22 protein-coding genes and 2 pseudogenes are annotated in these 24904 nt (G+C 70.0%); 12 read left to right on the top strand and 12 right to left on the bottom strand.

Translation table 11 applies throughout. From position 1 onward, the window contains the following. Positions 1-2 precede the first annotated feature (2 nt). The 3 genes from tgmA to QTQ03_RS19590 all read right to left on the bottom strand — a co-directional run bounded on the left by tgmA (position 3) and on the right by QTQ03_RS19590 (position 1264). Positions 3-308, bottom strand: coding sequence for a putative ATP-grasp-modified RiPP (tgmA, locus tag QTQ03_RS19600; RefSeq protein ID WP_353890638.1), 306 nt, complete (start codon positions 306-308; stop codon positions 3-5). Between the two features lie 355 nt (positions 309-663). Then, positions 664-999, bottom strand: coding sequence for a hypothetical protein (locus tag QTQ03_RS19595; protein ID WP_502889874.1), 336 nt, complete (start codon positions 997-999; stop codon positions 664-666). Between the two features lie 16 nt (positions 1000-1015). Then, positions 1016-1264, bottom strand: coding sequence for a hypothetical protein (locus tag QTQ03_RS19590; RefSeq protein ID WP_289279314.1), 249 nt, complete (start codon positions 1262-1264; stop codon positions 1016-1018). A 397-nt stretch (positions 1265-1661) separates the two neighbouring features. Here QTQ03_RS19590 and QTQ03_RS19585 point away from each other — a divergent pair, with 397 nt between their 5' ends. The 6 genes and pseudogenes from QTQ03_RS19585 (at position 1662) to QTQ03_RS19560 (ending at position 7521) form a co-directional block, all read left to right on the top strand. Continuing rightward, positions 1662-2918, top strand: coding sequence for a helix-turn-helix domain-containing protein (locus tag QTQ03_RS19585; RefSeq protein ID WP_289279313.1), 1257 nt, complete (start codon positions 1662-1664; stop codon positions 2916-2918). Beyond that, positions 2915-3400: a hypothetical protein gene (locus QTQ03_RS19580; RefSeq protein ID WP_289279312.1), complete on the top strand. Its 486-nt coding sequence runs from the start codon at positions 2915-2917 to the stop codon at positions 3398-3400. Before QTQ03_RS19585 ends, QTQ03_RS19580 begins: the two co-directional genes overlap by 4 nt. A gap of 355 nt (positions 3401-3755) precedes the next feature. Next, the gene (locus QTQ03_RS19575) at positions 3756-4010 is read left to right on the top strand and encodes a FitA-like ribbon-helix-helix domain-containing protein (RefSeq protein ID WP_289279311.1); all 255 of its coding nucleotides are present in this window, start codon (positions 3756-3758) and stop codon (positions 4008-4010) included. After that, positions 3992-4261, top strand: a pseudogene (locus QTQ03_RS19570) (type II toxin-antitoxin system VapC family toxin); the annotation flags it as partial. The gene QTQ03_RS19575 and the pseudogene QTQ03_RS19570, both read left to right, overlap by 19 nt. A gap of 124 nt (positions 4262-4385) precedes the next feature. Then, positions 4386-5591 carry an IS256 family transposase gene (locus QTQ03_RS19565; protein WP_289280611.1) on the top strand — a complete coding sequence of 402 codons (1206 nt, stop codon included), beginning with the start codon at positions 4386-4388 and terminating at the stop codon, positions 5589-5591. A 193-nt stretch (positions 5592-5784) separates the two neighbouring features. After that, positions 5785-7521, top strand: coding sequence for an IS1634 family transposase (locus QTQ03_RS19560; protein ID WP_289276459.1), 1737 nt, complete (start codon positions 5785-5787; stop codon positions 7519-7521). A gap of 75 nt (positions 7522-7596) precedes the next feature. Here QTQ03_RS19560 and QTQ03_RS19555 read toward each other — a convergent pair whose 3' ends face one another. Next, on the bottom strand, positions 7597-7905 hold the full coding sequence (locus tag QTQ03_RS19555) for a hypothetical protein (protein ID WP_289279310.1): 309 nt from the start codon (positions 7903-7905) through the stop codon (positions 7597-7599). Between the two features lie 170 nt (positions 7906-8075). Between QTQ03_RS19555 and QTQ03_RS19550 the strand changes: the two genes are divergently transcribed. Both QTQ03_RS19550 and QTQ03_RS19545 read left to right on the top strand, forming a co-directional pair. After that, positions 8076-8666, top strand: coding sequence for a dihydrofolate reductase family protein (locus QTQ03_RS19550; RefSeq protein ID WP_289279309.1), 591 nt, complete (start codon positions 8076-8078; stop codon positions 8664-8666). Positions 8667-8766: 100 nt separating this feature from the next. After that, positions 8767-9738 (top strand): L-threonylcarbamoyladenylate synthase, encoded by a 972-nt coding sequence (locus tag QTQ03_RS19545; RefSeq protein ID WP_289279308.1) that lies wholly within the window; start codon positions 8767-8769, stop codon positions 9736-9738. 89 nt (positions 9739-9827) lie between these two features. On the opposite strand, the gene QTQ03_RS19540 is transcribed toward QTQ03_RS19545, so the two are convergent. Beyond that, positions 9828-14396, bottom strand: coding sequence for a cation-translocating P-type ATPase (locus tag QTQ03_RS19540; RefSeq protein ID WP_289279307.1), 4569 nt, complete (start codon positions 14394-14396; stop codon positions 9828-9830). A 215-nt stretch (positions 14397-14611) separates the two neighbouring features. Between QTQ03_RS19540 and QTQ03_RS19535 the strand changes: the two genes are divergently transcribed. Beyond that, positions 14612-14872, top strand: coding sequence for a hypothetical protein (locus tag QTQ03_RS19535; RefSeq protein WP_289279306.1), 261 nt, complete (start codon positions 14612-14614; stop codon positions 14870-14872). 468 nt (positions 14873-15340) lie between these two features. Continuing rightward, positions 15341-15535: a hypothetical protein gene (locus tag QTQ03_RS19530; RefSeq protein ID WP_289279305.1), complete on the top strand. Its 195-nt coding sequence runs from the start codon at positions 15341-15343 to the stop codon at positions 15533-15535. 114 nt (positions 15536-15649) lie between these two features. On the opposite strand, the gene QTQ03_RS19525 is transcribed toward QTQ03_RS19530, so the two are convergent. The 4 genes and pseudogenes from QTQ03_RS19525 to QTQ03_RS19510 form a co-directional block, all read right to left on the bottom strand. Then, entirely contained in the window at positions 15650-16279 is a 630-nt protein-coding gene (locus tag QTQ03_RS19525) for a DsbA family oxidoreductase (protein ID WP_289279304.1), read from the bottom strand. A gap of 20 nt (positions 16280-16299) precedes the next feature. Continuing rightward, entirely contained in the window at positions 16300-16728 is a 429-nt protein-coding gene (locus tag QTQ03_RS19520) for a SufE family protein (protein WP_289279303.1), read from the bottom strand. 76 nt (positions 16729-16804) lie between these two features. Next, positions 16805-17230: a CBS domain-containing protein gene (locus tag QTQ03_RS19515; protein ID WP_289279302.1), complete on the bottom strand. Its 426-nt coding sequence runs from the start codon at positions 17228-17230 to the stop codon at positions 16805-16807. A gap of 54 nt (positions 17231-17284) precedes the next feature. Further along, a pseudogene (locus tag QTQ03_RS19510) lies at positions 17285-19026 on the bottom strand (proline--tRNA ligase). A gap of 164 nt (positions 19027-19190) precedes the next feature. On the opposite strand from QTQ03_RS19510, the gene QTQ03_RS19505 reads away from it, so the two are divergent. Both QTQ03_RS19505 and QTQ03_RS19500 read left to right on the top strand, forming a co-directional pair. Then, complete coding sequence (locus tag QTQ03_RS19505; RefSeq protein ID WP_289279301.1) at positions 19191-20270, top strand: hypothetical protein; 1080 nt, start codon at positions 19191-19193, stop codon at positions 20268-20270. Positions 20271-20438: 168 nt separating this feature from the next. After that, the gene (locus tag QTQ03_RS19500) at positions 20439-20948 is read left to right on the top strand and encodes a SigE family RNA polymerase sigma factor (RefSeq protein ID WP_289279300.1); all 510 of its coding nucleotides are present in this window, start codon (positions 20439-20441) and stop codon (positions 20946-20948) included. Here the strand turns inward: QTQ03_RS19500 and QTQ03_RS19495 are convergent. Genes QTQ03_RS19495 through QTQ03_RS19485 form a run of 3 tightly spaced genes read right to left on the bottom strand, consistent with a single transcriptional unit; the run spans position 20945 to position 24815 of the window. Then, complete coding sequence (locus QTQ03_RS19495; RefSeq protein ID WP_289279299.1) at positions 20945-22936, bottom strand: hypothetical protein; 1992 nt, start codon at positions 22934-22936, stop codon at positions 20945-20947. The genes QTQ03_RS19500 and QTQ03_RS19495 overlap by 4 nt on opposite strands. Continuing rightward, positions 22936-24090 carry a 5'-methylthioadenosine/S-adenosylhomocysteine nucleosidase family protein gene (locus QTQ03_RS19490; protein WP_289279298.1) on the bottom strand — a complete coding sequence of 385 codons (1155 nt, stop codon included), beginning with the start codon at positions 24088-24090 and terminating at the stop codon, positions 22936-22938. The genes QTQ03_RS19495 and QTQ03_RS19490 overlap by 1 nt, the downstream gene beginning before the upstream one ends. Continuing rightward, positions 24087-24815 (bottom strand): NUDIX hydrolase, encoded by a 729-nt coding sequence (locus QTQ03_RS19485; RefSeq protein ID WP_289279297.1) that lies wholly within the window; start codon positions 24813-24815, stop codon positions 24087-24089. Before QTQ03_RS19485 ends, QTQ03_RS19490 begins: the two co-directional genes overlap by 4 nt. Positions 24816-24904 lie beyond the last annotated feature (89 nt).

The following is a 24904-nucleotide window of genomic DNA, read 5'->3' as shown; positions in this document are numbered from 1 at the left end:
GCTCAGTCCTCGGTGTGGTCGATGTCGGAATCCATGCTCTTGTACCCGTCCGAGGTGCGGGTACTGGTCGCCCCGGTCGAGTGCTTGCCCAGCACCGGGGCGCCGGTGGTATCGACCGACATCTGACGCTCGGGGTCGTAACGCACCGCCGTCAGGTCCACCGGGATCGGGTGCGCCGGTACCACGGCGAAGCGCAGCCCGAACGGCCGCCGGTCGGCCGAGGTCGGCACCGCGTCGTGGTCGACGGCGCCCAGCGGGCGGCCCAGCGGCAGGAACCCGGCGGCCGGGTACAGCGGGTCATCGGCCACGGGACGGAACGGAACGGGGGTGGTCGGGGACATCAAACCTCCTGGCAGGATCAGCGCGAGACGATGTGCAGTCGGCTTCCGGGCGCGGCTGGAGGCGCCCGCGCACGCCGCGTGCGGCGGGATCGGCGCCTCACCCGGTACCGCCGGACTCGCGCCCGAGGGGAGAGGTAGCGCCGAACCGCTCGCGGAGCGCCTGCGCCCACCGCGCCTGTTCCACACGGGTAAGGCGCCAAGCGTCCCCACCAATCGAGGCACCCGGCGCATAGGCCGTCGCCCTCGGTGTGCGCGGCGACGACCGCCGCAGCGCGGGCCAGCACCTCCCACACTTCGGCATCCGTGGTGTGAGCTTCCACGGTCACCAGACCGCCTGAGCTGGTCGAAAACTGATGCATCGGACCTCCCTCACCCTCGGCGGCCATGGCCGCCGGAAGCGGGCGCGCACTCCCCAGCGGTGCGCGCCCGCCCGTCCCGGTACCTGCGGCGCCGGCCGCAGCCCCGCAAGCTGGACGAGAACGGAACGCCGCTCTACCGCCTCGCCTCGCTGGTTGAGCTGGTAGCCGTCCAGCCATTTCCAGCCGTCATACGTCTGCCAGTCATGGACCCTGATCACGTGGAAGGGGAAGCTCCGGTCCCCGGCGAACTGCACGTTGGCGGCCCGGCCGATGAACACCACGTCACCGGAGCGCGGCAGCGGCACCGCCGGCACGTCAGCTCGCCGCCTCGAACCAAGCCGGCTCGTCCGCCCGGCGAACGCCGATCAGGTGCGGTTGGGTCAACCCCGGCACCCGCCGGGGCAGCCGCAATGCCAACGCGAACACCCGCGTTGCCCGCTCCTGGTCGGGACAGGGGCCGAGGACGCCGCACGCCAGGCACCGACCGTCGGCACTCGACACCGTGTGCCGCTCCAACACCGCCTGCGCGCGGTCGATCTGATCACCGCCGGAATACGTCGCCATCGGTCACGCCTCCCAGGTGGCGGGGCGCGCATCGTCCGATGTCAACTGCGCGGCCGGACGACGCGCACCCCACCGTCACCCGCCACCACGGCGCTCGAACCGACACGAAGCAGCGGGGGTCCAACACGGGTCGCCGCCGGCCAACGGACGGAACGCCCAACGGGCGTTTCCCCCGCGCCGCAATCTCGGCGACAATGCGAAGCGTGCAGTTCACTGCTCGTCACGGCCACTCCTGGACGTATAGGAAGAGGTCGCTATACCTGCACGTATGTCGATCGCGGGAGGTGGGGGCATAGTTGAAGCACACAAGAGCCCGACATACCTCCGAGCTAGGAGCCGTTACCAGGCTGGTGACACGCGCTAGGTCTGTGATCCCCTCGCCTACCAAGGCGCGGCCGTGGTGATCAAGGCGCCGGCTGAGATGCTCGACCGGCCCGAGATCAGGCGCGCGCTCCGGTCCGGTGACTGGTCCACGGTGCTACAGGTCTTCATCAGGGAAACCGACGCGTCGCAGACCGACATCTCGGTAGCGGTTGGCGTCTCACAGCCGCACGTCTCGCGGCTGATGAACGGTCAGAGTAAGGAGCCGGGCATCCGCACCGTGCGAGCACTTTGCGACGGCTTGGGCATCCCGAGGTCGCTCGCGGGCTTGCTCGATGACCAGGAGGATGACACGAACCGTCGCCAGTTCCTCGCGGGCGCCGCAGGCGTCTCGGGGCTTGCGTTGATTGGCACCGTCGAAGGTGACGTTCCCGTCGAATCGCAGGACGAGGAACGGCTGTTGACGATCCCATCCGCCACCTATCGCCGGCCAGAGCAGCGACTACCCTCTCGTAGTCTTATCGCTCCGGTCAGCGCCCACCTTGCCCTCGTTCGCCAGCTCGCCACCCGTAACGGACACTCACCAGCACATACCCGCAGGCTGTTCGCCGTGCTCAGCGAGACGGCGGGACTGGCCGCGTGGCTATACGTCGATATAGAGGACCGGGCCAACGCCCGCCGCCACTACCAACTCGCCGTGCGGGCGGCCGAGCGGTCGGGTCACCCGCTTCTGCCGGCCTACATGCAGGCGAGCACAAGCCAATTCGCCGCCAATTGCGGCGACGGGACCGAAAGCGTACGGCTTGTTGCAGACGCTCGCCACCGGCTCCCGCGCTCGGCCCCGGCCATCGCCGGTATCTGGATGGACGCGATCGAGTCGCTTGCCCTCGCTCAGATCCGGGACCGCAACGCTCTCACGAAGTTGGATCAGGCAGAAGCACGGCTTGCTCGGGGCTCGAACGACGAGCCCGTATGGCCGTGGATCTTCCGCTTCGATGAGCGGAAGCTAGCCGGGTTTCGAGCGCAGGCCGCCGGCAAGCTGGGGCGAGTGAAGGTTGCCGAAAAGGCGTTGCAACTAGCACATGATCCGCAACAGGCACCAAAGCCACGTGCCGTAATGGACGTCTTGCGGGCGGGCGTGCTGGCTCAGTCCGGCAGGGTGGACGAGGCGTGCAGGCTTGCCGCCGATGCGTTCGGGGTGGGACAGACCTTCGACTCAGAGCGCGTCACGCGGGCTGTAGCCGCATTCCGGAACACCCTCGGCACGCGGTCATGTCGTGCCGTGGCCGAGCTGGACGAACGGCTGTACGCGACCTACCGGGAGGAGCTTTGATGCGTGTGGCGGTAAGTGGTCACCGGGGGCTGTCGCCGGAGGTGTCCGCGCTGGTCGTCGCTGGAATCGAGGCGCAGTTGGAACGAATCGTGCCCGTCGGCTCCGGCCTTACCGGAATTTCGTGCCTTGCCGACGGCGCGGATCAGCTATTCGCCGCTACGGTACTGGACCGTGGGGGAAGCCTAGAGGTTGTCGTGCCCGCGGCAGAGTACCGTGATGGGCTCCCGGACGCCGCGAAACCGCAGTATGACGAGCTTCTGAGCCGCGCGGGCCGCGTGCACCGCTGCCGTCACCGGGAGTCGACTCCCGAAGCGCACATGGATGCAAGTCGCTTTATGGTGGATCATGCCGACCACCTCATTGCGGTGTGGGACGGTGAGCCGGCGCGGGCGTATGGCGGAACGGCGGACGTGGTGCAATACGCCCGGGAGAAAGGACTCCCGGTGGCGATCGTCTGGCCGGAAGGCGCCTACCGCGATTGATTCGGTTTTCGTGGGTTGCAGGCGGCGGGCGTTCCTGGGTGGGAACGCCCGCCGCGGCCAGCCACGACGACGCGGTTTCGAGGGACACCGGGGCGGGTTCGGCGGCCGGGTACCCGGCGGCTCGGGGTGGGGTCGGGGCGGTCATGCCGCACCCCGCTTGCCGCGTGAGCTGGTCAAACGTCCCGGTAGCGGGTCACCGGGAACCAGGGTGGGGCGGTTCGCGTGGTGCATCGTCCGGCCCACACACTTCTCTGACCTGCGGCTCTTGGCCGTACCACAGTCGTCATGCGAACCAGTTGATCGAGGGTCCGAGTCTTTCCTGGCGAGCGAGCGATGCTGCATGCATAATGAATGCATGGTTGCTCTCCAGATTCGGGACGTGCCGGAAGAAGTGCGAGACGCCCTGGCAGCCCAGGCCAGGGCGCGCGGGCAGTCACTCCAGGCATACCTGCTGGAACTGGTGGAGACGCAGGCTCGACGGCTGCGCAACACGACGGCCCTCGATCGCTTCGCCGGCCGATCCGACGGTGCTCGCTCTCTGCTGGGGGAGAGCGCCGCAGAGTTGAACGACCAGCGGGAGCAGCGCGGACCGTGGGGAAGCGCCGCGTGATCGTCGTGGATGCGTCGGTTCTGGCCGACGCTCTGGTCGATGATGGGCCGGTCGGGGACGCGGCGCGGGCGGAACTGACCGGAGATCCGCACTGGGCCGCGCCGAGTCATCTTCTGGTCGAGGTCATGTCCGTGATCAGAGGCAAGGTCCTCGGTGGGAAGCTCGGCCTTGCCCGGGCTCAGGAGGCGATCGACACCCTGCCTTCGTTGGTCATCGACGAGGTTGGCGTCGCGACGCTGGTTGACCGGATGGGGACTGTACAAATAACGGCTGATCGACCGATCAAGGGAGAGACGCCAGATGACGACCGAGACCACCGTGGGACAGCCGGCCGTGGAGCCGGTGGGTGCGGTCACGGATGAGCAGTTGATCGCGATGCTGGTCGATCGGGCTCGTGGTGACGGGTTGAAGCTGACCGGCGAGGGTGGGCTGCTGCAGCAGCTGACGAAGCGGGTCCTCGAGTCGGCGTTGGATGGGGAGATCACCGACCACGTCGGCTACGACAAGCACGACCCGGCGGGTCGGGGTAGCGGGAACACCCGTAACGGCAGCCGGACCAAGACGGTGCTCACCGACGTCGGGCCGGTCGAGGTGCGGGTCCCACGCGACGCCGCCGGGACGTTCGAGCCGCAGATCGTGCGTAAGCGGCAGCGGCGTCTGACCGGCGTCGACGACATGGTCCTGTCGCTGTCGGCCAAGGGCCTGACCCACGGCGAGATCGCCGCGCACCTGGCTGAGGTCTACGGCGCTGAGGTGTCGAAGCAGACCATCTCCACGATCACCGACAAGGTCATGGACGGCATGGCCGAGTGGCAGAACCGGCCCCTGGACCGGGTCTACCCGGTCGTGTTCATCGACGCCATCAACGTCAAGATCAGGGACGGTCAGGTCGCGAACCGGCCGATCTACCTCGCGATGGCGGTCACCGTCGACGGCCACCGCGACATCCTCGGTATCTGGGCCGGTGACGGCGGCGAGGGCGCCAAGTACTGGCTGCACGTGCTCACCGAGTTGAAGAACCGCGGCGTGGCCGACGTGCTGATGCTGGTCTGTGACGGGCTCAAGGGACTGCCGGAGACGGTGGAGACGGTGTGGCCGCGCACGATCGTGCAGACGTGTGTGGTGCACCTGCTGCGCAACTCGTTCCGCTACGCCGCCCGGCAGGACTGGGACAAGATCGCCAAAGCGCTGCGGCCGGTCTACACCGCGGCGACCGAGGACGCCGCCACCGAGCGGTTCCTCGAGTTCGCCGAGGCGTGGGGCCGTAAGTATCCGGCGATCGTGAAGCTGTGGGAGAACGCGTGGGCGGAGTTCGTGCCGTTCCTCGCCTTCGACGTGGAGATCCGCAAGGTCATCTGCTCCACGAACGCGATCGAGTCCGTCAACGCCCGTATCCGCAGGGCCGTGCGAGCTCGTGGCCACTTCCCGAACGAGCAGGCCGCACTCAAGTGCGTCTACATGGCCTTGATGAGCCTCGACCCGACCGGAGCCGGCCGCCGACGCTGGACCATGCGCTGGAAAGCACCACTGAACGCCTTCCAGATCGCCTTCGAAGGCCGGCTCACCCCGGCCAACAACTGACCACCTCAACAACCAAGATCAGCCGTTAACTTGACACTCCCGAGTTCGACAGTTGGTGGGCATGCGGGGCGGATCGGCGGCGGATCCGTGCAGGTGAGAGGGCTGGCACCCATCGGAGACTGTCCAGAGGCGTGGGCAAACGGATTTGCCGTGGGTCTTGTTCTGGCCAGGCTTGTTGTCTGATGATGCGGGCATGTACTTGCGGAAGATCCAACGGCGGAACAAGGACGGGTCGGTGGTGCGATACCTCCAACTCGCCCACAACCGACGGGTCGGCGGCACCACGCAGGCCGAGGTGCTGGTCAACTTCGGCCGCGAGGACCGTCTGGACGTCGACGGGTTGCGCCGCCTGGTCGCCTCCATCAACCGCTACCTCGGCGAGGAGGACGAGGTCGCCGCGTCGCTGGGCGCCGAGGAGGCCGGGCCGCTGACGGTGGAGTTCTCCCGGCCGCTCGGGGCGAGCTGGCTGCTCGACGGGCTGTGGAAACTGTTGGGCATCGACACCGCCCTGGCCTCCCGCATCGACGGGCGCAAGTTCCGCACCGACGTCGAGCGCACGATCTTCGCGCTGGTCGCCAACCGGGCCATCGCCCCCGCCTCCAAGCTCGCCGCCGCCGAGTGGGCCACCCGCGACCAGGTCATCCCCGGCCTGGACGCACTGGCCGAGCAGCACGCCTACCGCGCCATGGACCTGCTCGTCGCCGCCGATGTCCACGCCGCCGTGCAGGAAGCGGTGTTCTTCTCCGCCGCACACCTGCTCAACCTCGAAGTCGACCTGGTCTTCTTCGACACCACCTCCACCTACTTCGAACGCGACACTGCGGACGACCCGGACGGCGAGAGCTCCAGCCTGCGCCAGTACGGGCACTCCAAGGACCACCGCAAGGACCTGCCCCAGATCGTCATCGGACTGGCCGTCACCCGCGAGGGCATCCCCGTGCGCTGCTGGACCTGGCCCGGCGGCACCAACGACCAGACCGTGATCACCGAGGTCAAGGACGGCCTGCGCGACTGGCGGCTCGGCCGGGTGGTCACCGTCTGCGACACCGGATTCTCCTCCGAGGCCAACCAGTCCTACCTGCGCCGGGCCGGCGGCCACTACATCACCGGCATCAAGATGCGCGAAGGCTCCCACCGCGCCGACCAGGCCCTGGCCCGCCAGGGCCGCTACCAGGAAGTACGCGACAACCTGCGCGTCAAAGAGGTCCGCCTCGACGGCGACGAGGGCAGACGCTTCATCATCTGCCACAACCCCACCGAGGCCGAACGCGATGCCGCCCGACGCGAAGACCAACTCACCGCGATCCGCGAGGAGTTGACGCGCATCAAGACCGCCCGGGAAGCCGACGCGACCAAGGCGAAGGCCAAGGCCGCCAAGACCGGCAAGCGCCCCACGGCCCCCTCGGACGCCCCGCACCGCAAGGCCGAGTGCGCGCTGCGCGACCACCCTGCCCTCGGCCGCTGGCTCAAGCAGCACCCCACCACCGGACGGCTGTCCATCGACACCGCCAAGGTCGCCGCCGAGGCCCGCCTGGACGGCAAGTACCTCCTCGCCACCAGCGACCCCGACCTGTCCGCCGAGGACATCGCGCTCGGCTACAAGAACCTCCTCGAAGCCGAACGCGCCTTCCGCACCCTGAAATCCACCCTCGACCTGCGGCCGGTCTACCACCGCCTCGACGAGCGGATACGCGCTCACGTGCTGCTGTGCTGGCTCGCCTTGCTACTGATCCGCGTCGCTGAGCGCCGCACCCAGCAGTCCTGGCCCAAGATCGCCGCCGAACTCGGCCGGATCCACCAGGTCACCCTCTCCGGCCCGGCCGGCAGCCTCCAGCAGACCACCCGGCTCACCGACACCCAGACCAAACTCTTCACCGACTGCGGTGTCCCGCTCCCGCCAAAGATGAGCAGCCTCAAGACCGCCGAATAGCCGCTGAGCTGGGAAAACAGGATCCGGAGCCGTGGGCAAACGGCCCCGAAGCCTCCCCACGCCCATCGCCCCAGGTCAACCCGCAGATCCGCCACCGCCGCATGCCCGCCAACCGTCGAAGCCGGGGTCCTCGGCCTGGCCGCCGGCACCGCCGCCCGCAGCGGCGGCAGCTTCCTCGCCGAACGCTACCGGCGCATCGTCAAACGCCGCGGTAAAGGCAAGGCCCTCGTCGCCGTCGCCCGCTCCATCCTGGTCATCATCTGGCACCTGCTCGCCGACCCGACCGCCCGCTACCAGGACCTCGGCCCCGACTACTACGACCGGCGCGTCAACACCGACCGCAAGCTCAACACCCTCGTCCGGCAACTCGAAGCCCTCGGCCATACCGTCACCCTCAACGCCACCACCTGACCGACCCGCCACCAACCGGTCCAGGCGCCGCCGGCCCGGTGATACCGCCTGCCCAAACCCCGACGTGGTCAAGGTCATTTTCCGGTCAGAGCGACAGCTCACGACACGCTAGTTTGAGGGTACCCAAATGCAGAGGAGAGCCCGTGGGTAACGTGGTCATGTACAGCTCGGTGTCGGTGGACGGCTTCATCGCGGACGAGAATGATCAGCCCGGACCGCTCTTCGACTGGTTGACCAGCGGCGACGTGCCGTTGGACGAGAGCGGCGCGTTGAAGGTGTCGCAGACGTCCTACGACTACACCCGGCCGTACTGGGACCAGATCGGGGCGACCGTCGTCGGCCGCCACGTCTTCGACATGACGGACGGCTGGGACGGGAAACCTCCGGGCGGGGTCGACCACGTGGTCGTCGTGACGCACCGGCCGGAGCCTGAGGGCTGGGACTCCGAGGCGCCGTTTCACTTTGTCGACGGTGTCGAGGCAGCCGTGGCCAGGGCACAGGAGCTTGCGGGCGGCCGTGTGGTCGAGGTCGCTGCTGGAGAGGTCGGTGGTCAGGTGCTCGCCGCGGGCCTGGTCGACGAGGTACGCATGGACGTCGTACCCGTCGTGTTCGGGTCCGGCAAGCGCTACTTCGGGTCGGTCCACGTGCAGCACCTGTTGGAGGATCCTGAGGTGGTGGTTCAGGGCAACCGGGTGCTTCACCTGCGCTATCGGACGCGCCGTCGACCGATCTGAGCGCGTACGCGGGTACTGAGATCGCGAACGAGGCGGCGGGTGCAGCGCTCGGCTGGTAGCCGGCGGCGCGGACGATGTCCGGGCAGGTTAGCGTCGAGCCGTGAGCACACCGCGCCTACTTCCCGCCGACAGCGGCATCGCCGAGGCGGCTTCAGTTCTGCGTACCGGCGGGTTGGTGGCCTTCCCCACCGAGACGGTGTACGGGCTGGGTGCGAACGCCCTGGACGCTCGGGCCGCGGCCCGGATCTTCGAGGCGAAGGCGCGGCCGAGCTTCGACCCGCTGATCACGCACCTGGCCGAGGCGGCGGAACTGGAGAAGCTGGTCGGCGCGGTGCCGGTGGCGGTGGCGGCGCTGGCCGAGCGGTTCTGGCCTGGTCCGCTGACGCTGATCGTCGATCGACCGACAGTGATCCCACCCATCGTGACGTCCGGGCTGGCTACGATGGCCGTCCGGGTGCCGGATCACGACGCCGCGCGGGCGTTGATCGCGGCAGCGGGGGTGCCGGTGGCGGCGCCGAGCGCCAACCGGTTCGGGCAGCTCAGTCCCACCCGCGCCGAGCACGTGGTGCGCGGCTTGGGCGCTGCGGTGGACGTGGTACTCGACGGGGGGCCGACCCGTTGCGGCATCGAGTCGACGATCGTGGACGTGCGTGAGGGCCGCCCGGTGGTGCTGCGGCTGGGCGCGCTGCCGATGGAGGCGCTGGCGGACGCGGTCGGGCCGGTCGTCGTCCGCCCAGGAAGCTCGGGGCAACCGGTCGCGCCCGGGTTGCTGGCGGCGCACTACGCGCCGCGTACGCCGTTGCGGTTGGCGGCGGCTGCGGGGCCGGCGGTCGGCGATGGCGCCCGGCGGGGCTTCCTGGCGTTTCGGGGCCGGCCGGTCGGCGAGTGGGCCGCGGTGGAGGTGCTCTCCGTCGCCGGCGACCTCACCGAGGCGGCGGCACGACTCTTCGACGCGTTGCACCGGCTGGACGCCGCCGCGGTCGATGAGATCGTTGTCGAGCCGGTGCCCGAGACGGGCATCGGCCGGGCGATCAACGACCGGTTGCGCCGCGCCGCCGCCACCTGGCATTGAGCGGCCGGGCTGTGGCCAGCTTCCGCGTCATCGCCGGTGGTGCGGGGGGTCACTTCCGGATGCGTCAGGTTGCTCTGATCCGGAACCGTTCAGGCCAAACTGTTCGGGCCCGAAACGTCCGGGCCCGAAACGTTCGGGCCCGAAACGTCCGGGCCTGAACCGTCGGGGCTGGGCGGCCCGCCGCCAGGCCAGCGGCGCAACCGGCGCAGCAGGTCGGCGTCCGGGCGCAGCGGCAGGCGGTGCAGCAGATCGACGGTGGGCGGGGCCGGTAGCCGCTCCACCAGCCGGGCCACCGCGCCGTTGGCCAGGGTGGCGCCGACCGCTGAGCCGGTAGCGATCGTCCAGCCGATCGGCCCGAGCGGCGTGCAGCCGAAGAACTGGCTGAGGCCGGGGGTCTGCACAACCAACACGAGCACGCCCACCGAACCGGCGGTGGAGACGAGGACGCCGGGGGTGGCGCCGCCGGCCAGCAGGGTCTGGCCGAGCTGGGTGCCGACCAGGGACACGAGAGCGATGGTGCCGGCTCTGCGAGGTGTCCCGGCCGCCCATCGGGCCAGCGCCCAGCCGGCGGTGGCGCCGAGTGCGGTGGAGGTCGCCCGGACCCCGATCTCCTGGTTCAGGGTGGTGCCGAGGGAGGTGTCCGGGCCCTCACGGAGCAGGTCTTCGCCGTGCTCCGGCGGGCGGACCGCGATGGCCAACGCGGGTGCCAGGTCGGTGAGCAGGTTGACCAGCAGCAACTGTCGGCCGTTGAGGGCGGAGCGCCCGTCGACGGCGGCGGTGACGATGCTGAACGCGATCTCCCCGAGGTTGCCGCCGACGAGGATGCTCAGCGCGTGCCGGACCGACGACCACATCGCTCGCCCCTCGACGAGGGTGGCGATGATTGTCTCCAGCCGGTCGTCCATGACGACCAGGTCCGCCGCGGCGCGGGCGGCGGGGGTACCCCGCTGGCCGAGTGCGATGCCGACATCGGCGAGGCGGATGGCCGGGGCGTCGTTCGCGCCGTCGCCGGTCATCGCCACGCACCGGCCGTATGCCTGCAACGCTTGAATGATCCGAACCTTGTGGGCGGGGGTGCACCGGGCCACGACATCCGTGTCTACCAGACGGGCGGCCAGCGCCTCGTCGTCGAGGTCGTCGAGGTCGGCGGCGGTGACCACCTGCTGGCCGTCGCCCTGGCTGATCACGGAGGCGATCGCCTTGGCGGTGGCGGGATGGTCACCCGTGATCATGATGGTGTGCACGCCGGCTTTGCGGATGCTCGCGACGGCCGGTGCGGCGCTGGCCCGGATCCCGTCACCCAGCGCGAGGATGCCGACGAAGGTCAGGTCCCGGATGTCGTCGTCGGTTATCGTCTCGTTGGCCACGGTCCGTTCGGCCACGGCGAGGACCCGTTGCCCGGCACCGGCGTGCCGGTTCAGGTCGTCCTGCACAGCGGCCATGGCCGCCTCGTCCATCGGTGCCATGCCGATCGCGGTACGGCGGTTCACACAGCGGGGCAGCACGGTCTCCGGCGCGCCCTTGAGGCTGAGCAGCAGGCTGCCGTCGCAGGCGCCGACGGCGGCGTGGTAGCCGCGGGACGGTTCGAAGGGCAGCACCCCGACAGCGTGCCAGGCCGACGCGCCGGTCTGCTCCACCGTGTCTGTCTGCCGCGCCGCCCGGCGTACCGCCCGATCGGTCTGTTCCGGGAGCTGCTCCGGGTCTTCGGCGTCGGGGGTGGCGCGCAGTGCGACCGCGAGGACCGTGCGCAGGTGGTCGTCGAGCTGGTCGACGGGGGCGTACCGGTCGCCGTCGCCGACGCCGGTGAGCACCAGCCTGCCCTCGGTCAGCGTCCCGGTCTTGTCGAAGCAGAGGACGTCGACCCGCCCCAGCGTCTCGATCGTGCGTGGGTTGCGAACCAACGCGCCGTGCTCGGCCAGCCGCCGGGCCGCGGCCAGTTGCGCGGCGCTGACCAGGAACGGCAACCCCTCCGGCACCGACGCGACGGCCAGGTTCGCGGCGGCCGCAGCCGTCTCCGCCAGCGGCACGCCCCGGACCATGCCGGCGCCGGCGACGGCGACCGCGGACCCGAGTGCGAGCGGTATGGACTTGCCGGTCAGCCCGCCGAGCCGGGCCTCCACGCCGCCACTGGGCGGGGCGTTGCGGGCCATCGCCATGCTGCGCCCGGCCTCGGTGTCGGCGCCGGTGGCGACGACGATCGCCCGGCCGTGCCCGGCGGCGACGGTGGTGCCCTCGTACACCATCGAGCGACGCTCGGCGACGGCGGTCGCGGCGACCGGCTGGTCACTCTTGCCCACCGGCAGCGACTCGCCGGTCAGCGAGGACTCGTCGGCCTCCAGCCCCACGGCCTCCAGGACCCGGCAGTCCGCCGGTATGGCGTCGCCTGGTTCAAGGACGATCATGTCGCCCGGGACCAGGTCGTCCGCGGGCAGCACCTGGTCTCCGCCGTCCCGCCGGACCCGGGCGGTGATCGCTGAGCGGGACAGCAGCTCGGCCAGGGACCGTTCGGTGTTGCGCTGGTGCACTGCGCCCACCAGAGCCGACCCGCCGACCACTCCACCGACCAGGGCGGCGTCGACGAGCGAGCCGAAGGAGGCGGACAACACGGCCCCGGCGGCGAGGACCGGGGTCAGCGGATTGGCCAACTCGTCGAGGAAAGCGCGGAGCAGGGTGGCCGGCGCGTCACCGTCGGGTCCCGCGCCCGAGCGCCGCCGGCCGGCCTCGGTCGACGTCAGGCCGTCGGGGGTGCTGTCGAGTTGGTCGAGGACGGTGCTGACCGGCATCAGGTGCCAGGGAACCGCCTTCACCGGGGCCGGTGCGTCGGCGGGATTGGGCAGGTGGTGGGCGCGCCACACGCCGTTGGCGAATGCCAGTGCGGCCGTCCCGTTGACCGCGGCCAGGGTCCGGATCGGAAGCAGTTCCGTCGCGGCGGTGAGCGCGGAGAGCGCGCCGAGGCCCGTGCCGGCGAGCGCGAGCCGGATGTTCTGCACGGTCATCCGCCGCGCCACCCCGACCGCCTCCACCACCAGCGCGGCCACTCGCGGGTCCGTGCCGACCAGTAGGTGTGCCCCCCACGGCGGCAGGTCCTCGTCGCTGGCGGCGCCGAGACCGCAGTCGGCGGCGCCGAGCGCTAACCGGTCGTCGGAAACCAGCATCACCACGGCACCGTCCCGCTGCAGCTGGCGTACCGTTCCGGCGAGCCGGTCGCCGCCGGGCAGGCTGGCGTCGGCGAAGTCGTACCGGTCGGGTTCGTCGCCGGCCACGACCAGCCGCAGCCCCGCCCGCCGGGCGGCGGTCGGCAGAATGTTCGCGCCGGGCGCCGGTTCGGTCTCCACCCGCAGCACCGCGACGAGCTGGTCGCCGTGCGTCAGGCCGAGCATCCGGCCGCCCGCCGCCCGTAGCCGGCCGACCGCCGCGGTGTCGCCGGGGTCCGCTACGCCGAGCGCCTCCGTCGGGCCGATCCGCCAGCCGTCGGCCGCGCGGCACGCGCCGGGGCTGTCCGGGTCGAACAATGCGAACGCCTGGGCGGCGACGTCGCCCGGGTCCGCGCCCGCGAGAGGTACCAGGTCGGCGAGCATGCCGCGGTCGGAACCGAGGATCGCGGCGTCCAGCACCAGCGTGTCGATCCGGTCCAGCTCCCGCAGGACGCTGCGGTCCATCGCAATGACGCCCCGTCGCGCCAGCAGGTTGCCGAGCTGGGCGGCGTACCCCTCGCGGCCGGATCCGGGGGCCTTTGGCAGGGTGGCGAGGCCGAGCGCGGCGGCCCGCTTGCCGCCCACCACGGGCGTCGCCGCCGCCGCGCCGACCGCACCTGCCTGCAGCATCCGCGTCAGGTACGTCTCCACCGGGCCGTCCGGCTTGGGTCGGGGCCGTTCGACGGGATGAGCCCGGGCGACGGCGCGCTCCGGGTCGCCGGTCAGCCGGGGTTCCGCCTTCGCCCACGCGGCGAGCTGGGCCCGTGCCTCGCCCCACTGCACCACCCGCTGGGCGCCGTCGAGCACGATGCCGGTCCACCCGCCGGTCAGGCCCTGCACCACCGCCTCGGCCAGCGGGAAGAGCAGGTCGGCGCGAGGGTCAGCGGGTAGCCCCCGAGCTGCGAGGGCGTGCAGCTTCGGATGCAGGTCGACGGCGGCGAGCAGGCCGGCGACCTCGCCTGGGGCCGGGGTGAGGGGGAGAATCCGGGTCGCGGCGGAGATGGTCAGGCCGAGCGCGTCGGACGCGAGCGCGCCGAGCGTACGGGGGGTCCTCGGACCCTCCTCGGGCGGATGCGGGGGTGGGATCTCCGGATCGGGCTCGTGTGGGCAGACGCGCTCGGCCCGGGACACGGCCGCGATCAGGTCGCGAAGTTTCGGTTCGGGCGCTTCGACGGCGACCACCACCCGGCTCGACGGTGCGTTCACCCGTGCCCAGGCCACGCCGGGCATCCGCTCCAGCGCCCTCTCGACCTGCTGGGCGAGGACGTCCCCGCCGTCCTGGCCGACGCCGTACACCTCGATGTGGTGCCGCCCTGGACGGGACCAGACCCGGCGTCGTGTCAGGCCGGTGACCCTGGCAAGCCGGACTGCTGCCGATCCGAGGTTCCGCGACGCCTCACCAACGACCTGCGGCACCGGGAGCGGTGGAAGCAGATGGCCGGCGACCCGACCCAGCGTCGTCATCGAGGCGTACGACGGGACAGGTGCCGGCCCGACCTTCCGGTGCTGCTGCTCCCGTCGTACTCCATCTCGCCTCCCACGCCTGGTTTCCGGCGGCCTGCCTTCCCGGCCGGACGTCCGTTATGCCCCGGCAACCAGGGAAGTTCCGCAGCCCGGGCTGGCATGGGCCGCCGCATCTGTGGAATCCCGGATGCTGTCGTCGTCTTTGGGAGGCCGGAATGAGCACGTTGACACGGGAACTCAGCGGGGGGCGCGAGACGATCCGGGCGTTCAACCGCCGGGTCGAGATCCCGATGCTGGGTGAGATTGCGATCCCGCCACCGGACAAGCTGGCGTACTACATGGGTTTGGGGGTACTTGCCGCGGTCCGGGTCATCGAGTGGCCGATGGCACTGGTGATCACCGCCGGTCACCTGCTCGCCGACCAGCACCTGTCTGGACTGACGAAGGGCTTCGGGGAGGCGCTGGAGTCCGCCTGAGCGACCGGCATCACGCTTGACCTCAACCGCGGTTGAGGTCGCACGTTGGACGGGTGCCGTGCCGGTGGCGCTACGCGATCGGCACGGCACCGCCGAAGGGTCGTCCGGCCGGTGCTCCGATCCGGCTCGGCTGTACTCGGCGGCACCGGGGCGAGTTCCGCACTGTTGCACATCGGGGGGCAGCAGCGTGGGCTCGCCGCCGGAGCGCTGGCCGGTCGGGGCTGGTCGGGGCCTGCTGGTCAGCGAGTCCCGGCTCCTGCCCGGGGGGTTCTTGCCGGGTTCGGTGCGGAACCCGCGGGTGCCGGTGCGCGTCCCCGGCCGGCTGCGCCGGGAGTTGGCACGGTCGCCCGATCACCGGGGCGATCCTGGAGGGCATCCGGATTCTGGTCGGAGCGCCTGACGGACACGTACGGGTGAACGTACGAACAGTGAACCTTCGACGGTTCACATTCGGTTTACCGTGGCGCCATGTTTGCCTTGGTGACCACCGTGATTCTGTACGTCGGCGGGTTCGTCTTCCTCTACGGCGTGATCCGGCTCGCGATCCGGCACGCGTTGGAAGAGATGGAGGCGCGCCGGATCCAAGCCGAGCGCGCCGAGGAGTCCGCCGCTGCCCGGGATCGCACCCTGCTCCGCGAGAACGGCTTCCTCGCCGGCAGTTGAGGTGCACGGAAGACCCCACGTGACGCCGCCGGTGGAGGAGAGGGGCATTCTTGGCGCCCGGCCAAGCGATCATCGGCTACGTTGCACGTGAAACATGATGATCGTCAATATTTGTCAGCCGGACTCGCGACGGTGTACCTCCGTCAGGGCGGCGAGTAAGGTCTCCGGCTCTTGGGCGCCGCTGAGGGCGTACTTGCCGGCCAGTACGAAAGTCGGGACGCTCGTGACGCCGAGCTGCCGCGCGGCGGCCAGATCGGCGTGGATCTCGGCGACCCGCTCGTCCGAGTCGAGGAACGCCCGCGCCTCGGCGGTGTCCAAGCCGACCTCGCCGGCCAGTGCGGCCAACACGTCGTGCGAACCGACGGCTACGCCGTTTGTGAAGTGGGCACGGTAGAGTGCCTCGATCATGTCGGCGGCCCGCCCGCGTTCGGTGGCCCAGGAGACCAACCGGTGGGCGTCGAAGGTGTTCGCGGTGACGGCGCGGCCGAGGTCGAGTTTCAGTCCCGTGCCGGCGGCCACTCGGGTGACGTGGTCGGCCAGCTGCGTCGCGCGTTCCCGGCCGCCGAACTTCGCGGCCAGCGCGTCGACCACCGGAAGCGGCTCCGGCACCGGTGTCGGGTCGAGCTGGAAAGGCCGGTAGCGGATCGCCACGTCACCGTCGTACGACGCCAGTGCCTGCTCCAGCCGGCGCTTGCCGATGTAGCACCAGGGGCAGACCACGTCGGCGTAGATCTCGATCTCCACGTCGGGTGACAACTCGCGGATCACTCCGTCTGTTCCCGGACCTGCCGCTTGAGCCGGGCCAGGATCGCCGTGCCGCCGCGAACCCGCAGTGGGCTGATCGCCTGGGCGAGCCCCATCCGCTGGTAGAGGTCCTCGGGTACGGCCAGCACCTGTTCGGGGGTGGCGTCGGCGAGCCCCTCGGCGAGGATGCCGGCGAAGGCACGAGTGGTGGGCGCCTCGGGCGGGCAGTCGAACAGCGCCTCGACGGTCCCGTCCGGCGTGACGCGGGCGCGTAGGAAAAACGCGGTCTGGCACTCCGGAACCTGCTCCATGCCTTCGCGGTCGGCGTACTCGGGGGAAAGCGGCGGGATGACGTCGGCGTACTCCAGCAGCATCTCCAGAACGACGTCGCGGGGCGCGGCGGAGAACTCGTCGACGATCTCGGCCAGCCGGGTCGGCATCTCGGGCATCCTGCCAGGCTACCGGCGGCGTGGTGCCTGACCTGAACGCGAGCCGAGCCGGAGCACCCGGAGCTGGTTGGTCCGTTCACACCGTCGGGGCCTGTTCGCTGATCCGCCCCAGGGCGGACTGAGGGTCAAGCTGCATGGCAAGGTCGCCCAGGGACACGATCCCGACCAGCTTCCGTTCGTTGTCGCAGACCAGCACACGCCGGACGCCCCGCTCCCGCATGAGCGCCGCAGCCTCACCCGCCGTGCAGTTCTGCTCGATCATCACGACCTCGCGGGTGATGATCGAACCGATCGTGGTGCTGGCCGGGTCGCTCCGCTCGGCGACCGCCCGGATGACGATGTCCCGGTCGGTGAGCATGCCGGCGAGCGTGGCCCCCTCGGTGACGATCACGTCGCCGATGTCGGCCTCCTTCATCACCTTGGCCGCCTCGTCCAGGGTGGTCTCCGCCGGCAGGTAGATGACCCGCTTCGTCATCGCGTCGCTGACCCGGTAACCGGTCATGAGAGCCTCCAAGAGATCAGGCCGATCGGGATGCGATACCCCGTCATGCCTTGACTACACTCCACGCGCCTCGTCGACCAGGAATGTGACGAGGCCGTCCATCGGCAGATCGCCGCGCCCGCCGGTGACCCGGTCGCGCAGTTCGACGTACCCGTCGGCGAGACGGCGGCCGACCACGACGGTGCGCGGGATGCCGATCAGCTCCGCGTCGGTGAACTTCACCCCGGCGGAGACATGGGTTCGGTCGTCCACCAGCACCCGCAAACCGGCCGCGACGAGGCGCTCGCCGAGGTCGAGTGCCGCCTTCAGCTGCGGCCCCTTGCCGGCCGCCACCAGGTGTACGTCAACCGGCGCGACCGCCGCCGGCCAGACGAGGCCCCGCTCGTCGTGATGCTGCTCGGCGATCGCCGCGACCGCCCGGGACACGCCGATGCCGTAGCAGCCCATCGTGGGCCGAACCCGCTTGCCCTCCGGGCCGAGTACGTCGACGGTGAACGCGTCGGTGTAGCGGCGACCGAGCTGGAAGATGTGCCCGATCTCGATGCCCCGGCGCAGGGTCAGCTCACCGGCGGGGCAGGCCGGGCAGGGGTCCCCGGCGCGGACCTCGGCGGCCTCGATCATGCCGTCGGGCATGAAGTCCCGGCCGCAGACGACGTTCGTCGCGTGCCGGCCGGGCTCGTTCGCGCCGGTCAGCCACGCGGTGCCGGGCACCACCCGGGGATCGACCAGGTAGCGGAGACCGAGCTTGGCCGTGACCTGCGGTCCGATGTAGCCGCGGACCAGCTCGGGGTGGTCCGCCCAGTTACCGAAGACGGCGACGGTCGCCGGGGCGAGCGCGGCGTCGACCCGCTTGAGGTCGACCTCCCGGTCGCCGGACACGCCGATGACCAGCAGTTCGGTCTCCGCGACGGCTGGCCGGCGGACCGTGAGAACGACGTTTTTCAGGAGGTCGCCTGCGGCCCAGTCGTCCCGGCCGGCCAGCTGACGGGTGTTGGCCAGGTCGACCAGGCTGGCGATAGTCGGCGTCTCCGGGGTGTCGTGCACCTCCGTCGCCGGCCGCCCCTCCGGGTCGTCGGCTGGCGGGGCGGGTGTGGTGACCGCCTCGGTGTTCGCGGCGTAGTCGCACACCGTGCAGCCGACGTAGGTGTCCTCGCCGACCTCGGCCGTGGCCAGGAACTCCTCCGACGTCGAGCCCCCCATCGCCCCGGACATGGCGTGCACGATGGTGAAGTCGAGGCCGAGCCGTTCGAAGACCTTCTGGTATGCCGTCCGGTGCCGGTCGTAGGCGGCCTGGAGACCCACCTCGTCCAGGTCGAAGGAGTATGCGTCCTTCATCAGGAACTCACGCCCGCGCAGCAGACCGGCCCGGGGCCGTGCCTCGTCGCGGAACTTCGTCTGCACCTGGAAGAGCGTCACCGGGAAGTCCCGGTACGAGGTGAACAGATCCTTGACCAGCAGCGCCGCCAGTTCCTCGTGGGTCGGGGCGAGCAGGTACTCGGCGCCCCTGCGGTCGGCGAGGGTGAAGATGTCGTCGCCGTACTCCGTCCGCCGCCCGCTGGTCCGGTACGGCTCAGCCGGCAGCAGCGACGGGAAGTGCACCTCCTGGTCACCGATCGCGAGCATCTCGGCTCGGATCACCTCGGCGACCCGGTCGAGGACGAGTTTGCCCAGCGGCAGCCAGGTGTACCCGCCCGGGGCGGCGCGGTGGACGTAGCCGGCGCGCAGCAGCAGCCGGTGGCTCGGCACCTCCGCGTCCGCCGGGTCCGCAGCAGCAGGGTCGACATCCGTAGCAGCATTGCCGCAGCGTACGGCCGCGCCATCCGGAGCGGCGGGTTGTTTGTCACTCGGTCGAGGCATTCCTGCCGAACACTGCAACCCGCCGCAGGGAGCTGACGTAAAGGGAGCGTCAAGGACATGCGCCACCGGACCCCCAAGGACCGGTCCTGGAAGGAATCGCCCGATGAACCACGATGCTTTCCGGCTCGACCTCGTCGGCCCCGCTGACGTGGCCGGCCCGGTCCACGGGCAGGGCTCGGCTCGGCGTGCCGACCGGCGGTTCGGCGCCCGGCGAGCGATCGCCACCGTCGCCGTGGTCGCCGTGCCGGTCGGCCTGGCCACCGGGGTCGCGTTCGCGCTCACTTCCCGGGCGCCCGTGGCGGCGCCGGTGCCGGTCGACACCCCGTCGCTGGTCGCACCGTCACCCACGACTGATCACGCACCGGTGCCACCGCCGTCCGTGCTACCTGAGTTGCGCCTCGGCACCCGTTACCACCTGGGCCTGACCGGCCGGGCTGCCACCGTCTACGCCGTCCGGGCGGGAACCGCCGATGCCGACGTGGTGGTCAGCGTGCCGCTCGCCGACAACCCGTGTGTGGCGAACAGCATCACCGTCTCCCCCGATGCTCGGCGGCTCGCCTGGGTCCGTGGCGGCGACGCCACCGGGATGGGCACGCTGGTGACCGCCGACGTCGACGGCTCGAACCAACGGACGCTGGCGACCGGCGTCAACTGCCTCGGCAGCACCGCTCTGGTGTGGCAGGGAGGGGACCGGCTGCTGGTGCGGCAGCGGATGGGCGCCTTCCTGCTGCTGGATGTGGCGGCGGGCAGGCCTGTGGACCGCGATCCGGGCCCGGAGCGGGACCACTGCTGGTCGCCTGACGGCCGGTGGCTGGCGGCGGTCTCGGCGGGAGGGCCGCACGTCACCGGTCCCGACGGCAACCGTACCTACCACTACACCCCGCCGTGGGCCGAGGCCCAGCGGTACAACGGCTGGGCGGCCCGGAGCGTGTCGATGGACGGCCGGTACGTCGCGGTCGGCTGGAAGGACACCCAACCGGCCCGGATGGACGGTAGCTTCGCGGTGGTCGACCTGCCCGTCGAGGGTGAGGTGACCAGCATCCACTTCACGGCGGACCGCCGGATCCTGGTACGGACGCCGGACCGGATCACCGTGCTGGACTCCCGGCTCCAGGCCATCGGCCAGGCCACCGAGCCGGCCAGTGTCCGGCCGTTGACGCTGCTGGCGTACGCGCCGGACTGAGTAGCGATCCTTGGGAGCTGTGTCCTTCTCCGGCTGAACGCTCGGGTGCGCCGATGCCGATCGGCGCCCGACGGGTTGATCTCGTGGTGCCGGCAACCCTTTCGGCTTGGAGTGGCGTCTGGGTAGGCGTCACGATGATGGACCGCCTCACCCCAAGGATCGGCTCGTGTGGACCCTCTGCTGACTGAGTTCGACTCGTTCGTCCGGACCCGGACGTCCGCGCTTCTACGGTCGGCGTACCTGCTGACCGGTGACCAACATTTGGCCGAGGATCTCGTCCAGTCGGCTCTCGCCCGTACGCACCGGTCGTGGAACCGGCTGCATCACAGTGGGAACGCCGAGGCGTACACCCGCAAGACCATGTATCACCTGCAGGTTTCCTGGTGGCGACGTCGCCGGGTGGCCGAGTCGATGCCGGGCGACCTGCCCCAGCCCCGCTCTGGCGACTCGTTCCCCGACCATGCGCAGCAGACCACGCTGCGGATCACGTTGCGGATCGCGTTGGCCCGGCTCTCCGTGAAGCAGCGGGCTGTGCTGGTGCTGCGGTTCTTCGAGGACCGCTCCGAGGTCGAGGCCGCAGACCTGCTTGGCGTCACCGTCGGCACCGGGAAGATGCACCATCAAAATAGGTCTACTCCTACCCAATCTACGCGATGGTGTTTATGCCGCCCTCGCTAGTCGAGCAGCCCGCGTGTGGCGCTCGCGAGGTTGGCGAGCCTTTCGTCTGCGCGGTGGCGTCGGTGTTTGACCCATTCCTTGCCTTCGGCGGCGATGCCTTCGAGGACGTGCAGGGTGTGACTGAGCCCGGCGGCGTCTAGCGACAGCTCAGCGATCTTGGTGGGGTCCTCGTCGTGCTGGAGCGTCCCGTTGTCAGGATCGCTCACTCGGATTGAGATGGGTTCTCCGTTGAACAGAGTCAGCTCGAAGGTCTGCTGTCGGGTGGCGATGCCGTCGATCCGTACGGCGGCGACGGCGTCGAAACGGTAGTTGAGCCGTTGGGTGGTGCGGCTTGCGGAGGTTTCGAAGTCGAGATCGATGTTGACCTGCCGGACGCCGTCGTCGGTGAGGAGAAACAGCAGCAGGCGGTACCGGGAGTACCGCCATGGTCCTTGCGGGTAGCGGGCCTTTTTGCAGGAGGGTGCCGGCGCCTCGATGAAGGCGTGGGCGATTACCTGGCTGGGGCGGAGTCGGTACTGCTGCATGGCCTGGTCGACCAGGACTTTGCGGTCGCTTTCCAGCCAGGTGGCCATCTCGGTGTCCGACGGCTTGTCGGACAGCTTGTGGCACCACCGGCGGTATGCCGCCCAGCGGGCCGTGTCCTTGTCGTTGCGTTCCGCATCGTCGTCGGCGACCCTGCGATGCTCGGCGACGATCCGGAACGACGAGCGCACCGCCGGCACCGCGGACGCCACCGCGAGCAGGAACCAGCCTGTGCCGGACAAGGGGGCGCTGGTCACGACGGCAAGAACGGCCCAGAGGCTCCCTGCCGCAAGGAGGGCCAGTCCGCCGACGTGGAGGGCCGTGGTCCTGGCGGGGTTACGCAGCTGCTGGCGGTACGACGTCAGCGTGTCTCGGTCCCATTGCCCTCGGACATCTCCCACCAGGTGTCGGACAAGCCAGGCGACCCGTTCGGCGTCGATGCGCTGTTCCCGGTAGAGCTCGACGACCTCGTCGCGGAGGTGCCGCCGGATCCCCGCCGTCTGGTCGAGCCAGTAGGCTCGGTCGGTTCCTTCGGGCACGTACCGGCGGAAGTAGCGGTCGAAGGGCCGGTCCACCTTGCGGACGAAGCCTCCCGGTGGTGCATCTCGTCGCCGCTGCCGGGGTGGACGGATCTGGGCTTCCTTTGCGCGCAGCCGTGTTCCGCGGTAGTACCGGTCCGCCCCACCGACGCAAAACGCGGCCAGTCCGACCAGGGCGGCGAGGAGACCGAGGAACGGGTCGAGCGTGCCGCGGGCCGTCACCAGCACGATCATCTGCACCACGGCGAGAGTGAACACGGCCGCGCCGGCGCCGGCGCGTAGCCAGTCGCGCAGCGCAACAGCAGCGGGTTGCACCGGTAGGGTCCGAGGCTGCGCGGGTGTGGGGTGAAAGAACTTCCAGACGCGGTTGAATCGGTCCTCCGCCGTGCGCTGCGAGTCCGCCAGGACGACGGACTTCCGCCACATCTCTTCTTGCATCGCGCCTTCGAGTAGTGCCTCGAGGTGGCCGTAGATCCCGTCGCGTTGACGCCGGTTCAGCGCGTCGATTTCCTTAACCACGAGGTCTGTCTCAGCGGCGCTGACCGGGGCCAGGAGGTGGATGATTACCTTCAACCCCGCAGTCCACTCGTCATGGTCGTCGAGATGGGGCAGGCTGGCGCAGATGGCGGTGAGGCGATCCAGCTCCTCGGGGGCGAGTTGGCGCAGGGTACGTCCGCTCAACAGGGCGATCAGCCGGTAGAACTGGACCTCCGTGGTCACATACCCACCTGCGACCGCCTCTTCGATGAGCTCGCGCGCCTGATCACGAACCCGCGCGTCGAGATACCTCAGCGCGAAGGCGAATTGCTGCTCCGGACTCGGGCTTGGCGGCAGCCGGTAGAAGTTGATGTCACCGTGGACTACGCCTGCCTGTACGTCGACATGCGCATCTCCTTGGGCGACGTTGTTCGCGGTCGGAGTCGTCATCACAGATCCCGCACCACGGCGATGATCGCCGCGAGCCGCGCGGCCAGCTCAGACACGTCGGCGACCAGGCCCCGCAACCGCTTGAGCGCGACCATCAGGCCGCTCTTCTTCTCGGGTGTGCCCGCCGAGACGCATGCCGTCGCCGCTTCCAGTTCCGCCTCTGCGGCGGCGTAGGTCTCTTCGTCCAACTGTCCGTCGAGGTGGGCCTGCTTGAGGTGAGTTCGCAGGTCCGCGATGCTCGCTGCCAAGTCGATCGGCTGATCGGCGCCAGCGCCGACGGTGACGTTGCCGTAGATCTGCCCGGCCTGCACCCCGACGTGGGCGTTCCCGGTGGCGATGTTGCGGTTGGTCATTGGCATCGTGGGGCTCCCGTCCCGGTCCGCGCCGCCTCGGCTGGCCGGCCCGTCGATGATCAGTTCTCGCGCCAGTGCGGTGGCGAACGCGGCGGCATGGCGTGCGGCCTTCGGTTGCCAGTCCTGTCCGTCCGTGGCTGCCTTGCTGCCGTCCGCGTGGTCGCTGATGCCGCGCACGACCACCACGGGCAGGGAACGGTTGAGATGGCCCGCCTGGGCCACACCGGCCGCTTCCATCTCGATCGCTACCGCGTCGTTGTAGTGCTGGCGGATCCAGCGGGCCTGTTCCGAGATTCCCGAGTCCTGCACCACTTCCCCTGCGGCAATTGGACCGAAGTGGACTCTGGGCGCTGCGCCTACGGGAAGACCACGACGCCACGCGGCGGACCTGTCGACGTGGTGGGCGATCTGGTCGGCCTCGTGGGGGATCTCCCACGCCTTCGGTCGGGCCTTCAAACCGTCGTCCTCGCTGGTGCCGCCGTGGTAGGCGTAGATCTTGCTGGCGACGACGACATCACCGAGTCGAATGTTGGGCCAAAGGCCACCGGCGACCCCCACGAACAGCACAGCGGCCGGGGAGAACTCGGCCATCGCCCGCTCGGCGAGCACCGCAGCCGGATGATTGCCCTTACCGACCAGCCCCAGGGCGACCCGGCAGTCGCTTTGGCCGATCCGGCCGACCTCGAAGCGGGTGCCGGCGGGGTGCCGCCGTACACGTAGGTCGGTCAGTTGGTCGCGGACCGCTGCGTATTCGAGGTCCAGCGCCATGAGGATCACGACGAGACCGCTGTTCGTGCTCACGCTGTCTCCCTGTCTGCCTGGCTGAGAGGTCGGATCATCGGAGGGTGAAGAGTCGTGCGAGGCCCGGGACGGAATAGCCGAGCGGGACGCCCACCATCGGTCTTGCGACTCGGCCCGGCGGGGACGATGAAGCCGTCCACGCTCTGCACCTTCCGGTAGAAGTTCCGCGCATCGAGCGGCACGCCCCACACCGCCTCGTAGACGTCCTGAAGCTCCGAGATCGTGAAGGTCGGACCACAAAAGGCGGTGGCAAGCGCCGAGCGCTCCAACTTCTCCCGCGCACGGTCGACCCCATCGGTCAGGATCTGCTCATGATCGAAGGCGAGCTGCGCGTCACCAGACAACGCCTGCTCCACCGACGTCCAACACGCCCGGGATGCGTCGGTACCGGCGACCGGCTCGGGTAGCCGAGGGGCGATGGCCAGATAAGCCGCGGAGACCACCCGCCCTCGGGGGTCACGATCCGGCGCACCGTAGACACCAAGTTGTTCGAGGTGCAACTGATCCGGCCCCAAGCCCGCCTCCTCGGCGAGCTCTCGATGGGCAGCCGCCACGAGGTCTTCCTTCTCGTGGCCGAGGAAACCACCAGGCAGGGCCAACGCGCCCTGATAGGGCTTAACCCCGCGCTCGATCAACAGCACATGAAGACAGGACTCCCGCAAAGTGAGGATGACGAGGTCAACCGCAAGAAGAACGGTCGGCGGAACCCAACGATCGTCAGACATGAATCGACCATAGCCTTATTGTCACTCTGACAGTAAGGAGGCCGAGTGTCGGATTTCAGCGCCCGATCACACTGGCTTCTACCAACGCT

Origin of the sequence: Micromonospora sp. WMMA1363 (genome assembly GCF_030345795.1) — a bacterium.
Classification (GTDB): domain Bacteria; phylum Actinomycetota; class Actinomycetes; order Mycobacteriales; family Micromonosporaceae; genus Micromonospora.
This window is presented reverse-complemented; position numbering and strand designations above follow the sequence as displayed.

Excerpts from the sequence above, each read along its gene's own strand:
- QTQ03_RS19530 (WP_289279305.1), top strand. The coding sequence starts at position 15,341 with ATGTTTGCCTTGGTGACCACCGTGATTCTGTACGTCGGCGGGTTCGTC.
- QTQ03_RS19505 (WP_289279301.1), top strand. The coding sequence starts at position 19,191 with ATGAACCACGATGCTTTCCGGCTCGACCTCGTCGGCCCCGCTGACGTG.
- QTQ03_RS19515 (WP_289279302.1), bottom strand. The coding sequence starts at position 17,230 with ATGACCGGTTACCGGGTCAGCGACGCGATGACGAAGCGGGTCATCTAC.
- QTQ03_RS19565 (WP_289280611.1), top strand. The coding sequence starts at position 4,386 with ATGCTGGTCGATCGGGCTCGTGGTGACGGGTTGAAGCTGACCGGCGAG.
- QTQ03_RS19560 (WP_289276459.1), top strand. The coding sequence starts at position 5,785 with ATGTACTTGCGGAAGATCCAACGGCGGAACAAGGACGGGTCGGTGGTG.
- QTQ03_RS19555 (WP_289279310.1), bottom strand. The coding sequence starts at position 7,905 with ATGGCCGAGGGCTTCGAGTTGCCGGACGAGGGTGTTGAGCTTGCGGTC.
- QTQ03_RS19540 (WP_289279307.1), bottom strand. The coding sequence starts at position 14,396 with ATGACGACGCTGGGTCGGGTCGCCGGCCATCTGCTTCCACCGCTCCCG.
- QTQ03_RS19535 (WP_289279306.1), top strand. The coding sequence starts at position 14,612 with ATGAGCACGTTGACACGGGAACTCAGCGGGGGGCGCGAGACGATCCGG.
- QTQ03_RS19495 (WP_289279299.1), bottom strand. The coding sequence starts at position 22,936 with ATGACGACTCCGACCGCGAACAACGTCGCCCAAGGAGATGCGCATGTC.
- QTQ03_RS19590 (WP_289279314.1), bottom strand. The coding sequence starts at position 1,264 with ATGGCGACGTATTCCGGCGGTGATCAGATCGACCGCGCGCAGGCGGTG.
- QTQ03_RS19520 (WP_289279303.1), bottom strand. The coding sequence starts at position 16,728 with ATGCCCGAGATGCCGACCCGGCTGGCCGAGATCGTCGACGAGTTCTCC.
- QTQ03_RS19485 (WP_289279297.1), bottom strand. The coding sequence starts at position 24,815 with ATGTCTGACGATCGTTGGGTTCCGCCGACCGTTCTTCTTGCGGTTGAC.
- QTQ03_RS19575 (WP_289279311.1), top strand. The coding sequence starts at position 3,756 with ATGGTTGCTCTCCAGATTCGGGACGTGCCGGAAGAAGTGCGAGACGCC.